6 protein-coding genes are annotated in these 13,617 nt (G+C 57.7%); 4 read left to right on the top strand and 2 right to left on the bottom strand.

Features of this window, described 5'->3' with window-relative positions:
- Positions 1-245 precede the first annotated feature (245 nt).
- Both AB4120_RS02240 and AB4120_RS02235 read left to right on the top strand, forming a co-directional pair.
- Positions 246-1,127: a hypothetical protein gene (locus AB4120_RS02240; RefSeq protein WP_441641810.1), complete on the top strand. Its 882-nt coding sequence runs from the start codon at positions 246-248 to the stop codon at positions 1,125-1,127.
- A 274-nt stretch (positions 1,128-1,401) separates the two neighbouring features.
- Complete coding sequence (locus tag AB4120_RS02235) at positions 1,402-2,100, top strand: hypothetical protein (RefSeq protein ID WP_441641809.1); 699 nt, start codon at positions 1,402-1,404, stop codon at positions 2,098-2,100.
- A 537-nt stretch (positions 2,101-2,637) separates the two neighbouring features.
- Here AB4120_RS02235 and AB4120_RS02230 read toward each other — a convergent pair.
- Together AB4120_RS02230 and AB4120_RS02225 are read right to left on the bottom strand one after the other, a co-directional pair.
- Positions 2,638-4,365 (bottom strand): hypothetical protein, encoded by a 1,728-nt coding sequence (locus AB4120_RS02230; RefSeq protein ID WP_441641808.1) that lies wholly within the window; start codon positions 4,363-4,365, stop codon positions 2,638-2,640.
- The gene (locus AB4120_RS02225) at positions 4,362-5,480 is read right to left on the bottom strand and encodes a S8 family serine peptidase (protein ID WP_441641807.1); all 1,119 of its coding nucleotides are present in this window, start codon (positions 5,478-5,480) and stop codon (positions 4,362-4,364) included. Before AB4120_RS02225 ends, AB4120_RS02230 begins: the two co-directional genes overlap by 4 nt.
- 571 nt (positions 5,481-6,051) lie before the next feature.
- On the opposite strand from AB4120_RS02225, the gene AB4120_RS02220 reads away from it, so the two are divergent.
- Both AB4120_RS02220 and AB4120_RS02215 read left to right on the top strand, forming a co-directional pair.
- Entirely contained in the window at positions 6,052-9,360 is a 3,309-nt protein-coding gene (locus AB4120_RS02220; RefSeq protein ID WP_441641806.1) for a VPA1262 family protein, read from the top strand.
- A gap of 170 nt (positions 9,361-9,530) precedes the next feature.
- Positions 9,531-13,289, top strand: coding sequence for a hypothetical protein (locus AB4120_RS02215; protein WP_441641805.1), 3,759 nt, complete (start codon positions 9,531-9,533; stop codon positions 13,287-13,289).
- The last annotated feature ends 328 nt before the right edge of the window (positions 13,290-13,617 follow it).

Genomic DNA, 13,617 nt, shown 5'->3' with positions numbered 1-13,617 from the left:
AGTTCACAAGAGTTTTGCCGAAACGCCGCTTGGGACTCATCATCTGGCCGATGCGTTGACCGGTTGAGCCCACAGGCCAAGAGCGGACATTCAAGCTCGGCTATGTGCAGCGGAATAGCGTCCTTTCAAGATTCTTCTGTAGCGGTATGTCAGCACAGCGCACTTTTCTAAGGGTCTGATCTCGGTGTTATAGCGGAGTCCTCCATGCTAAATTGGCGGTTTAAGAAAGTTTATCCGCGAGTTTCATGCGAATTCTCGTCCAGTACGGTGGTGCTCCAAGGAAGTTCGTCGTTCTCGAGTCGAGCGATCGAGATGGGTCATTGACTCTAGTGATGCGACGGGATGGCGTAAGTCATTCTCGATCGTCATGGAGCACGAGGCCAGGAGAGCAGCCTCCGCAAGAAATTGAGTTTCAGGCGCCACGTCCCAAGAGCAAGCGAATTACAATCCATCAGTCTGGTCGCATCAACTATCACGAGAACGGAAGGAGAATTTTTGTCGAGCCGCTTACTCGTGTCACACTAACCTTTCCTATTTACGGCTATCGCATCCCCACCTTGTCAAAGCTGGATTTGCATCCAGAACCGGTCGGCGATGACGATGTCGTGATTGATCTGTCGGACCTGGACGGACCAGTTTCATTTTCCATACTTCTTGGTCCTAAAGAACTAGTCCTCCCGGGAAGGGCGCTCAAGCTCGCCTATGAGGCAGAGGGCTACGCATTAGGAATTTGCGTCGACCAAGTCCCCTTCCTGGTGCCGGTCGGCTACGAGGATCACTTTACTACCGTCACACCGGAAAACGGTCCGTTTAACGAACAGCAGATGGAAGAGGATCAAGCGCTGATTGCCTACCATCAGGCCGTTACAAAATCAACCGGCCCCATCCTTTACCAGCCTAATGGCGAAGGCGTAATTAGGTTAGTGTTCTCGGTGCCAATGAGAGTGGCGCCAAAGTTCAAGATCGAACTCGCCGATCCGAATCTCGACGTTTTAGATCAGGACATTCAACGGGATGGCAGATCGGATAAGGTCACGTTGAAGTTCAAGGTCCGGCATCGGCGGTCAGGCCAAATCATTCGGAAAGATGTTGCGGTACGGTCTATTGAGCTTGACGCGGAGCTGTGAGACTCTCGCCGATCGTGCCTCAGAACACGCCTGACTGGTCAGTTGACACGGGACGTCTTCGCGCCACGCCGTTGTGTGCATTTCCGTCGGTCGGTCTCACGCTAATATCCGCTTCGGAGCGGCTACAGAAGTCCGACCTGGCAGGGAAGGATGACGACCGGCGGACTTCCGGGTTCGGCCAAGAGCCGCCTTTCGGTGCGGAGGGAGGGCTGACCGCTCCAGGCTGTAGGTGTAGCAGCACTGCGCGGATCCGTGACGGTCAGGGAGGACCCAGATGACGTGGGACATCAGGAAGACATTGGACCTAGTCGAGGCCAGATTCGGCTGGTCTCAGCGGGTGATGGCGAACGCGTCCATCCAGTCGACCAGTCAAAGGCTGCGCTATGCGCACTTCCACTACCACCAGTTGGTCGATGAACTCGATGCCTATCGGAAAGAGCTGGGCGATCGTTTGGTGATCGACGCCGCCTTCGGCCAAAACAAGGACGTGCAGCAAGCGTACTACGCCTTCATGGAACGGGTGGGTGCCCACGCGGTGGCCAGCGTTCAGTCGATCCACGCGGTTGCCGACCTGCTGGCGGCATCGGTGTTCATGAGCCTCGACCTCAGCGCCAAAAGCAAAGCGGTGGCAGAGCACGATATCACCTTCGGGCTGACGCTGGGCCGCCTAGCGACCGACTCGAAGCACGCCACCATCGAATCCATGCTGAGGGGCCTGATGGCGGATGCCGGTTTCAAGCATGTGAATGCGCTGTCTAACAAGGCGAAGCACAGCAGCATTGTCCAGCCTATGCTCAACGAAGACTTCACCGGCCTGCGGGAGCAGCGGATCGAAGTCCAGTTCCAGGAGTTCGAGCGCAAGGGCGTGAGGTACCCGCAAGGATCGATCGCTGACGTGCTCAGGCCAGCCTACAACCTCGCCTCCAAGACTGTGGTCGACGTGGGCAAGGAAATGATCAAGGTCCTGACCTGAACCGAACAAGGCTGTTGCAACACTCCCATCATGTCGCCCATTGACCGGCTGCTGGCCAGCTCGCACGACTTCTCGGGGATATTGCACGAAGACTCAACGAACGCCCGCGCAAAACACTAGACTTCGATACACCGGCTGAACGATTCCAACAAGCTGTTGCGTTGACCGGTTGAATCCGCAGTCGCTTGTGGACGTCCAGTTACTGCCGAAGCTCAACGATGATCGCCTGTTAGATCAGGCGCTCCAGCGCCAGTTGTCGGGCTCTGACTGTCCTGATTGTGTTCGACCTGAGCCTTATAGGCGGCGTGGTTCATGACATGCTTGGCGATGTTGATGAACTTGAGTCGCCGCTTCACCGGTTTGGCCACCCAGCTTGCGATGTGCCGCTCGTTGAGCCCACGTACGATCTCGTTGAGGGGGCTTTCTCACCGTCGTCAAAGTGTCCGTCACGAACGTTCGAGTTTTGGGGCGCCAATTCGATTTCCGAAGTATCCAGGCCGATATTCGGATGAGCGTTGGCGCAATTAGCGTGGGGCGCTAAAGTTGGCGCCAAAACGCGGTGATTGCGACAAATGCGCGGCGAGACTGCTCCAAAAGCGCGGGCCCATACGGTTGCAGTTCGAGTTGGTGCAGGTGACCCAGTTCAAAGCATCTACGGTAATAGTCCTCGATAACGGGCATTGCGTGCATAGGGTATGCTTTCATCAGGGTGCTGGCGAAACCGGCGATGCGTGCGACGTTGAGCAAGAACGACTCTCGCCCTTCTATGTTGATCGGGATGGTACCCACATGAGTCAAGGGTCGTTTGGGCTCGGTCGTTCCGACGACCCTTGCCCAGTCGTCACGCACATACACGTACAAGAAATCCCTCCCAATCGATTGGGAGAATTCGGCGACCGGTGAGTGGCGCGTCGCCGGGCCGATTGGCTCGTTTAGAAAGCTGAGCAGCGAGTAGTAGCCGGAGAACTTATCCTCAAAATGCCCCGGGACTACGACGCAATCGACTTGCATGCCTGGCCCGCCCGACACCTGTCGTTGCATGATACGACGTAGAGCCTCGAACGCCAATTGAGAGCGGCAACGACGATAGCCCGAGAACGCCCACCCTGCAGGACTACCTGCCTCGTAGGCGGGCGCGATAAACTCCCTGAAATAGACGGCGTCCGGAGCCTCCGCCTCGGGAAATACGATGTCAACGATGCTCGTGCGCCCAACGAAGGCATCCAATTCACCCATTCCCAACACCTTGTTGGCGTCAGGAGACGACGCAACCAAGCGCGGCTGGATGTGAGAAACGGTTCGGGCCACGATCGCGAACTCGCGTAACGCGGACGCCAGGGTGACGTCATCGTGCGGAGACTCGCGCCTATCCTCATTGATGCTCGTCAATTTCACATCCGCACGCGCGTAGAGTGGATTGTAGAGTGCCTCGTTCAGGTCCGTGTTTCTAATCAATTCCGCAGGAGCGCTGCGTAGATCAGAGTGCTCAAGGAAGTAGTCGAACGTCGTCGCGCTGATGAGTTCTTCGATGAATCCGGCGATCGGCCGGGGCTGGCGCGTCCACCATGAGTCGTCGCTCCAAGCATGCGCAACATCTGCTGCACTGAAGAATTTGGCGGCCCGGCACAACTGTTCGTTGGCGAGGCTGGCCTCGATTGATGCGGCAACCGCATCCCCAACGCCGTCCTGCGTGAGCCACGGCGCACTGGCGCGAGCACGCCAATCCGGACAGAACTCATCGCACATGATCGCTGTCCCGCGGTAGTCGTCGCGTGCAAGCTCAATGAGTGCACGTGACGAGAACCAAAAGTGCGCGATCGACTGGGCGATCACATAGCGTAGGTAGGACGACTTGCAGTGGCCGTCAACGATCGCGCTCATGAAGTCGTAGTAAGCGCGGTACTGGTCGGGCAAGCGAAGCAGCGCTGCGGCGCGCTCCTGCTCGGTCGCAAGATACATGACCCCGAGATATGTCGCAGCACACTCGTGAGCGAAGCGGGAGCCTTCGAACAGGTATCGGCTGGCGCGGGCAAGCTCGGCGGCGTGCTGTGGATCTTCCAGTCGTGGCCCGGCGATTCGAAGCAACCTCAAGAGATTTCCGTCGATCGTGGTGTTGATGAGTACGCCGTGGATGCGTTCATGGTGGAATACCATGCCGTCGTTGGTCGCATGCTCAACCACGTTCAGGCTCGACCCATCATTCCAGCCAAGCGTGTCGCCGAGTTCCACTTCAAAAGGGCGGAACGGCGCCGGACGCGTCCTCATTGCTGCGGCGCGAGGACGAGCCCGAGCCCGACCTGGCGTTCGTCGAATCCCGGCGCGAAGTTCTCAAGCGAAGTGCCAGCAAGCAGCCGGCTTCTGGCGAGCGGCGCCGCGCGAAAGTGACTGATTGACGTTGAAATGCCGCTGCGAGCCGCTTGAAAGCGTAGGGCTGCGACGCCTGCGACGTGGGGAGCGGCCATGCTTGTGCCGCTCATCCCAACCAGCCCTGTCTTCGTACCGGCTTTTGCCGAGAGAACGTCGACCCCGGGTGCACAAAGCGCGCAATTGACGTTCGAGAAAGGCGCGATCGACAGTTGTCCCATGTTACAGCGCTGCACTGCGCCAACCGAGACGAACTCGTCCGCCTCGCTAGGCGGTTCAGCCGGCATCTCGTAGGTCCGGTTTATGTTCCGCTGCGACTCATTACCAGAGGCGGCAATGAGCAAGACTTCATGTTGTCCGGCCTGCGGACGTGCCGCCAGCATAGCTCCGAGCCGGTCAAAGAGGCGCACGTTTGAGCGATACTGGTGGAGCGCGACGGCGGTTGCCAAATCGATCGGCAAATTGTTAATCTTGTGGAGCCGTTTCGCGAGAGACGGATAGTCGAATCCTAGCGACATCGAGATGACGTTGCAGCCATGGGCGACCGCATCGCTGATGGCCTGCACTAGCATGCTGCTATCGCCGCCGCCTTTTCCGATCGCTTTGCCCACGAAGACATCGCTCACTCCACGTGCCACGCCTACGCGGGTGCCGGCTACGTCCCTGCCGAAGATGGTCGCGGCGCAATGCGTGCCGTGCCCGTCAGTGTCGTTCACACCTTCTCCGGTGTAGTCCACCATCTTGAATTTCACTCCTGCGAAGCATGCGTGCGAGTGGTCAATTCCGGTGTCAATTACACCGACGCTAATCCCGCTGCCATCGAAAGGAGAAAGGTGCGCCCGGATCGCGGAGATTCCCCAAGCTACTCCTCCGGGTGCAAGCGTATTCGACGGGGCCGAGCTTGCCGTCGGCCGTATCAGGCGTAGCGGCATCGCGGGTGCGAGGATGGTGTCGGACTGGAGAGCCAACTGCGCGGCATCGGCATCGCTCAACTCTGGCGTGCTGATCGAGATCATGTCCGCCTTTCCTGCCATGCCCTTAATGGCGAGAGTCATCGCTGCGCCGGCATCGCTATCTCGTGCGCTCGGATCGCGTCGCATCACAATGTATTTCTGCACTGTCGTTCCCTAGATTAGGGTTGCTATCCTAAGCTACGCGCGGCAGCAGTGCCATATGCATACCTTAAGCTCTCGTATCCTTCCGTCCGAGCCAGGCAGAAGCTCGCTAATAGCAGGCCCCTTGCGATCCATCGATTCTCCATTCTCAGACATGACCAGCCATATATGTACGACACACGATGCTGGATACTTCACCCTACAAACCGGGGGTATGTTCCTGTGAACCGAGCAAGAGGAATTACGGTTGATGGCAGTCATCCAAACCGAGCCGCCGAGTGTCGGAAGCGGGTAGGAAGGTGCCGATTGGCTTCTTCGGCGGTGATTACGATGTTGGGATTAGAGTGGCTGGCTATGTGCCAACTTCGGTTTCCGACATTGCAGAATGAGCTGGACCAGTGGGGCAACGATCGGCATGGCTACAAACGCAACAGGGTTGAGTGAGGGGCGAAGAATAAGGATGACAACGGAGTTGAACGACCTGATCGGTGACCCCAGGCTGGGTCGATTGTTTGCCACACCTGGTCGCGCGTGTGCGTTGCAACTCTGGATCGCACAGATTCAGACGGACGAAGGATTGGAGAATCGATTTGTCTACGGCCGCCTCCTGCCATATAGCTTTTCCTCCAGGAAGTGGAACATGTCCAGCGACGACAAATTCGAGGTGGTAGCCGACTGCCGCGCACAAGTCATTCGCGTCACCGCCTACATGGCTAGCGAGCAAGCTGGTGATCTGTTGGGGAGGCTTGCGAACGGTGATGACATCCAGACAATAAGCAGCGCGCTTGGGCTTGTGTTGCCGGATTCGCTCGACAAACGCATCGGCGACTTTAGATTGAGCGGTCGCCACGTCTGCCGGCCTGCGATGTTGCTGCTCAATCGCGACGCACACGCCGGTGTTGGGCCGCAAAGCCCTCATGGTAGCGCTTCAGCATTTAGCGCGGCGCTCTGCGCGGCAGACAAGGAGCAACTGTTCAATACCGCGCGAGGTCCCGATCCCGAGATGGCGCGCTTCCTAGTCAGACGGATGAACGCCGATACTGGCCTAGATTTCGCCGCCAAAGATGGAACCCGATTTGGCGATTTGGAGTTGCTTGTCTTCCCAACGCTTGACGACCACGAGCGAGAGCTCCTGGAAGTATCGCGGTCAGAGGGAGGCAACGTGCTTGTGGTGAAGCTGGATGTCTCGCAACTACCAGGATTCTCGAGATTCTTTGTCCGTGCTCAGATACTGAACGACGGTCAGCTCGTCTTCTCGTGCCTGAAGTCGGTCGGCGCGGGTATAACGCAAATCATCGAATGCGTGTTCGAGATGCCAGAAGGTATCAGAGGCATTACTGATTCCGCGGAAGTTGAAATACACGGCGTGCGCGACGAAGGTGACGTGGCTACGTTGTGCTGCTGCTGGAAGACTCATTATGTCCGGGAGATTTCCCTGTCGCTGAACGCGAGCTCTGGCGCAAATTCGGGCGGCGAGGTCAGGCTAGGATGGTTGGACAAGGCCCTGAAGGGTAGCCTGCGCAACTCGGCGAGGGTGAAGGCGGCGCAGATCATCAATCGGGGGGACGTTACACCTGCCTCGATCGTAGGGGGAAGACAGGCGGACCCTTGGGTGGACACCAACCGGAAAGTAATAGATCTGCTCCGCGTCTTGCATCCGCCTACATCCGAGGCGCGCTTCTTTGGTCGCCTAAGCGAAGGCGACGGCACTGAACGCCTGAAGCTCGCGGAATGGATAAAGCGGCAGTTTGGGAAGTACCGGGATCATCAGATCATCTACTTCGATCCGTACTTCGAGGACGCTGGAATCGGCCTGTTTGTGCCAAATGCATCCGACAAGGGCCAGTACGTAATCTTTACCACGGTTTCAACGGCGAAGTCATCGTCAACACAGATTCAGAAGCCCTCCGTCGCGGAGGATGGGAACGCCGATCCGGATCGGATCGACAACCTGCTGGCAAGCTGCAGGCAGCTCCAGGGGCTGACACGCGGGATGGACCTCCGGATTTTCGGGGTCAAGCCCGGCGCTTTGCACGATCGTTACATGCTTGTCGGGGACCGACGAGGCCTACCGGTGGCAGGATTCAATCTTTCGAATTCGATTCAGAAGGCCAACGAAGATCATCCGCTGCTCGTTACGCCTATCCCGATGGATGCCTTACATGAAGTCTTCAATTATGCGACGCGCTTGATCCAGAGAGCTGCAAGCGGGCCAAGCGCGGACAGCGACGACTTGGTGCCTATCTTTGACTCAAGGCGTCAAGTGCAGCCGGTTCCGCAGCGGTTCACCCCTCTGGACTTTCTGGATGGAGCTTGGGCGGGCACTGTTCTATCGACATGGACCGGCGACAAATCATTGCGAGGACTGCACGGCCAGGCGCTGCGCGTCCGGTTGGGGAAACTGGGGTGGCTACTCGGCGGTGAGTCATTGCGCGTCCCGCAACCCGTGAATCCGGATATATGTGCGATCGTCATGAAGACGGATCCAGAACAGGCTCAAGATCGGTGGGAGGTAGTTGCAGAGCTACTAGCCCATTTGCCTCACGGCGATTCGCCATGGCACGAAGCTGGCACATCCAACTCTCGCCTCAATGACTTCCTTGCCAGTTATCTTGAAGGGGCATTCTTGCGCGTCAGCGATGTGCCGCCGGGTGCGTCCTTTACCTCGATTCAGTCACAGCTATTCCAACAGGACTTGGAGGCATTTTTGCGCGGACCGTATCGGTACGAGCACTTCCACCATCGCATCAAGTACCGGGCGTTGAAATGGGCGGATGTTTTCGCAATCAGGTTCTTATGGCACACCGTACCAGAGCGGTTGATGTCGCTGTCGACGCGCTATGCGGTGACGCTCGAAAAGGAGGCGAATTACCGAGATGCCATTAAGCTGTCCTTACTCAGTCAGATCGTTGGAGAGATCTCGCTCAGTATTGAGATCGGGCTTTCCGAAGCACAACGGGAGAGCCTACTCTGCAGCACAAACGGATGTCTCACTTGGCTAGGGCTGGCCAGCCTGAGAAAGGAGTCCGAGGGGGGGGAAGGCGCGCAACGAACAGTGGCGCGACTGGCCTTGCTCGAGCGCCAGGCGCGGATCCGGGCGTTGGGTTGGATACTAAATGGTTTCGCTAGGACGCATGGGAGCGAGACGTCTTTTAATATTGTCCGCCAGGCGCTATTCGATGCGTTGCCACCGATGCTCACCCAGAGTGACGCAGAGTTTCTTGTGGATAGTCTGCTGGGCCATATGCGGGAAATGGGATGGTCTGAGCCCTGGCTGTCTGAGGACGTGATTGCGCCACTAATGAAGGCGGGGCGGGTCACGCCGCACGAACTGTGCGGTATCTGGGTGAAGGAGTTGACCTTGCGCATGAGCGAGAAATTGCACGGTCAGCATGTTAGTTTTCAAAGATTGCGCGAAGGGCGTGTGACCGAAGTTGCGGCCTTTCTCGTCGCAAGGAGCCCCGTTGAGACACAAGGCAAAGCAATCGATTCGTTGCTGAAACTCGTCAAGAAAGCGCGCACTAACGTACAACAGCCGTTGGCTAGTACGATGAACTGGGCCAGGTGGGATTGCTCGTTAGAGGTGGCTATGTGGGTTTATGCGCTTTGCCGCCATGTCGCGCATCACACGCAGGCGTCCGAGGCGCTCCCGAGTCGGTTCCTAGAGCTGTGCCAGTCGGCAAGGGACATCGCAATGGTTCGCACGGTGGAGGATTGGCGTCGCCACGGCGTGAATAGGGGGGCGCTTGCGGCGTTCATTGAGGAAGTGGCAGAGATCTGAGGAAGGCCCGGTCTGGAGCATCGCGGATATGCAATACCGCCCCCGGGTACCCGTGGCGCCGATTCCGTTGCGAGTTATCCTCTCAGTGGTCTACGTGGAAGGGGGCTCGGTCAAAGTAGCGAACACAAGACGCACTTGAACGGTCTGCATTGGAAATAGGAGAGAGAGAATTGCGCTGGATCACTGCACTGAACTTGCAGACTTGGGCGGAAACGCTTGGTGCACGGAACGTTTTTCCGGGTATGGTTGCCGACCTCATACGTGCGTCGGCACAAGACATTTCGACTATTCGCTTTCCGAATGGCGACAAGGGACAGGTTAGAGGATTCGATGGTGTTCTCGAGGCAGCGGGTGCATCGCTCTACATACCCGACGGAACGTCGATATGGGAGTTCGGTGTTAGTGCAGATGCTGCCACCAAAGCCAATTCCGACTTCGAAAAGCGGACCAAGGAAGTCGACGAGGCCAAACGCAGGAAGACGACATTCGTATTCGTGACGCCGCGCACATGGAACAACGGCAATGAAAAACTTGCAGACTGGGTCGATGCGAAGAAAAAGCTAGGGCAGTGGAAGGACGTTGTCTACCTGGACGGCTCAATGATTGAGGATTGGCTCAGCCGCTCTCCTGCCGTGGCGGCAAGGTATGCCAGATTCGAACTCAAGCTCTTGCCGGTCACAGGCGTGCGTAGCACAGACGAGTTCTGGGATGAGTATTCAAGTCGCTTCGGCCCGCCATTGGTAGAGCAGGTGCTGCTGGCAGGGCGTGAGCAGCAAGCCGAGGCATTGATTCGTAGGCTGAGCGAGGGAGTGAGCAAGCTACCGTATGCCGCAGATGCGCCGGACGAGGTGGTTGCCTTTGCCGTTGCTGCCATTCGTGCGTCGGAACCTGCTGTTCGGTACTTCCTCGAGGCGAAGACGCTCGTCGTCGACACCGAGGAGGCCGCTCGGCAGATCGCGGGGATCTCCGGGCTGACATTCTTGCCTAGGGCTCAGGCCCGTGGACTTGCTGGCTACCTCGCCCAGAAGGGCCCGACAGTGGTCAGCGCTGGGGCTGACGACAAGAAGCATGACCATGAAGTGCTGCGTCGTCCGTCGAGCACAGAGCTTGGAAAGGCACTGTCAGGGATGGGCTTCACGGAACAGGAGGGATATGACCTTGCCCGGCGGTGCGGTCGAAGCCTTGCCGTGCTTGCACGGCTAAAACCTAGTGGCACAGCTCCGAAGCCGGAATGGTTGGAAAACGGTGCAGCGTTGCTGCCTGCGCTATTGGCAGGTGCTTGGCACGTACCTACGAAAGCCGACCAGGAAGTCTTGAGTGGCTTGGCAGCAGGTAAGGACTATGCAACCTACGAGGCACCGCTTCGCACGCTCGCCAAGTTGCAGGACCCACCGATTGATTACGTCAAAGATGTCTGGGCACTTCGAGCCTCCGTTGACACCTTCGTTCATCTCGGGCACCTCATCGGTGCCGAGCACTTGGCCCTATTCTCGGATGCGGCCAAGACCGTCTTCGGGAAGGTGGTCGAGCCGCCGAAGGCGGACGAGGTCTTCAAGCCAGCTGCACAGAGAGCCGCAGATACACATAGCAGGTGGCTGCGCGACGGCATGATGAACACGCTCCTGCACATGGCTGTTCTGCACGAGCAAGCAGAATTCACCGTCACTGGATCTACGCCACAGGACTACGTGAATAGCGTTGTGCGAGAACTGCCAGGTTTATCGAGCGACCATCGGCTTTTGGCCAGTCTGCAGGACCAGATGGCATTGCTCGCGGAGGCGGCGCCTATCCCTTTCGTTGAGGCCCTCGAACGTCTGCTCGAGGGCGACGCAGTTGGTATCCGACCCATATTCGAGGAGCACAAGGGGCCCTTCAGCTCCCATGGCTATCACTATGGGATTCTTTGGGGCCTGGAGTTGATAGCTTGGGATCCGCAGCTCCTCCTTAGGGCGGCGTTGTGCCTTGCTAGACTGGCAGAAATTGATCCGGGTGGGTCGGTCTCTAATCGCCCAATCAACAGTCTTCGTTCCATTTTTCTGTCTTGGGCCCCGAACACGTGTGCGACGGCAAAGTCGCGAATGGGGGTACTCGCGCGCGTCTTGGAGTCGGTGCCTTCCATCGCCTGGCAGCTGATAACAAAATTGCTACCGAATTCGCACGACGTTTCAAGTCCCACTCAGCGGCCGGCCTTTCGCGAGTTTGGGGAGGGCAACGCCGAGGTGCTTACGTATGGGGTGGTCTGGGAGAGTCAAGCGTCTGTCATCGACATGGCGATTCGCCATGCGGGTCTTGACGCCGACCGTTGGGGGGTCCTCATTGGCGCCATCAGCCATTTTCCGAAGCAGTCCTTCGAAGGAACCGCCAAGGCGCTAGAGGGCGTGCTGGCGTCCTCGTCCACGGAAGCGCGCTTCGTCATTTGGGATTCTCTGCGAAAGGAGGTCAATCGCCATCGGACGTATGCTGGCACCGACTGGGCGCTGCCGGAAGAGGCTCTATCTCAACTTGATTCACTGGTACAAAGCTTTGCACCGGCTGGTGCTATCGCTCGCTCGACTTGGCTCTTTGACGACTGGATGCCTGATCTGCCTGAAAAGGCACAAGAAGATAGTGACCCGGAAGAGGCAATCAACACGGCCCGTCTCAATGCTATTCGCGAGGTGGTTCAGGAATCTGGAACGTCGGGACTCATTGAGCTTGCGGGAAAGGTAAAGCTGCCGCAACACGTCGCATATGCAGCAAGAGGACTGGAGCTGGACTTCGATGAGCTGTGCCACTTCTTTGGCCAGGCATTGCGTGTAGGCCAGGGACTGGATGTCATAGCTGGCGCGATTCTGGCGGAGGGAGTCTCGCGCTTCGGCGCCAAGTGGATGGCGTTTGCTGCAGATATGTTAGTTGGCGAGCGTGCGGCCCCTGAGCGAATTGCGGGATTGCTCATGGCGCTCGAGGAATCGGCGGCAACGTGGGACTACGTCAAGGCGTATGGGGACAAAGTCAACGAGACATACTGGCAGCGTAAGCATTCATATTTTGTTAGAGGCAACGTCGACGAACTCATGCTTGCGATCGACAACTACCTTGCGCACAGACGTCCGCTTGCTGCGTTGGACTCGGCCAGTCGCAGAATGTCTGACCTGCCGTCATCGCTTCTCATCCGTTTGCTGGACGAATCGGTGCAGGAAATCAACGTTGTAGGGCGTGCGGCAGGAACCATGTCCGTCTACAACATCGAGCGGGCATTCGATGAACTGCGAAAGAGAGAGGACGTCACTCCAGACGACGTCGCTGCGCTAGAGTTTAGGTACTTGCCCGTGTTTCGCGCCCGGGAAAAGCCGTTGGTATTACATACGTTGATGGTGAAGCAACCTCGCTTGTTCATGGATGCAATCTGTGCAGTGTTCAAACCTGCAAACCGGGAGAGCGAGCCGCCTGCTGAAGGCGCCGAAAAGCTAGCGGTCGCAGCATATGAACTGCTCACTGGCATCCGAGTTCTTCCGGGACAGTCAGATGGCGACGTAGACGAGCAGACACTTATTGCTTGGTGTACAGAGGTTCGCCGCATCGCCGTTGAAGTTGACCGCGAGAAGATTGCTGACCAGCGCATAGGAGCAATCCTAGCTCATGCACCATTGAGCAAGAAGGACGACGCATGGCCGCATGAAGCTGTCAGGTCAGCCATCGAGAAACTCGGGTCTGAAGAACTCGAACGTGGTGTGATCATAGAGCGCTTCAATATGCGCGGCGTCTACAGCAAAGCCATAGGTGAAGGTGGAGACCAAGAGCGTGTGCTGGCGAGGCAGTCTCGTGAGTGGGCCGATGCGATGCCGGGGTGGCCCCGTACGGCTGCGATGCTGATGCAAATTTCCGAGGGCTGGCTGCGCGATGCCGAGCGAGCTGACCTATCTGCGCAGCAAGAGGCCTTAAGATGGTAGTACCCACTGAAAGCCAACAGGGACTGCCGCCGCTCCGCCGTCGAGCCCAACTTGTCTTCTGGCTCGGGAAGTGCCAGGATTATTAGCTGTTGCGACCAGGGTCAACTCTACTGGAAGTACGATCGACCAATGTGAGTGCGGGAACTATCATCGGGGTTGGACCATAAAGTATTGGTTTCACGTCTACGTAGGGCGCGACCCGGACGGAAGCGGCAGCTTTGCTGCTCAATCCAATCGGCTCAAGCCCCCATCTCTTGGAGGCCCTGCATTTGCAGGGCTTTCTTCTTTGTGCGACGGAGTCGGGGGGCATTGATCGGGCAGTTGATTC

It is taken from the genome of Cupriavidus sp. 2KB_3 (assembly GCF_052115685.1).
GTDB lineage: Bacteria > Pseudomonadota > Gammaproteobacteria > Burkholderiales > Burkholderiaceae > Cupriavidus > Cupriavidus campinensis.
The sequence above is the reverse complement of the archived record's forward strand: the minus strand, read 5'-3'. Positions and strand labels throughout refer to the sequence as shown.

Excerpts from the sequence above, each read along its gene's own strand:
- AB4120_RS02235 (WP_441641809.1), top strand. The coding sequence starts at position 1,402 with ATGACGTGGGACATCAGGAAGACATTGGACCTAGTCGAGGCCAGATTC.
- AB4120_RS02225 (WP_441641807.1), bottom strand. The coding sequence starts at position 5,480 with ATGATCTCGATCAGCACGCCAGAGTTGAGCGATGCCGATGCCGCGCAG.
- AB4120_RS02240 (WP_441641810.1), top strand. The coding sequence starts at position 246 with ATGCGAATTCTCGTCCAGTACGGTGGTGCTCCAAGGAAGTTCGTCGTT.
- AB4120_RS02230 (WP_441641808.1), bottom strand. The coding sequence starts at position 4,365 with ATGAGGACGCGTCCGGCGCCGTTCCGCCCTTTTGAAGTGGAACTCGGC.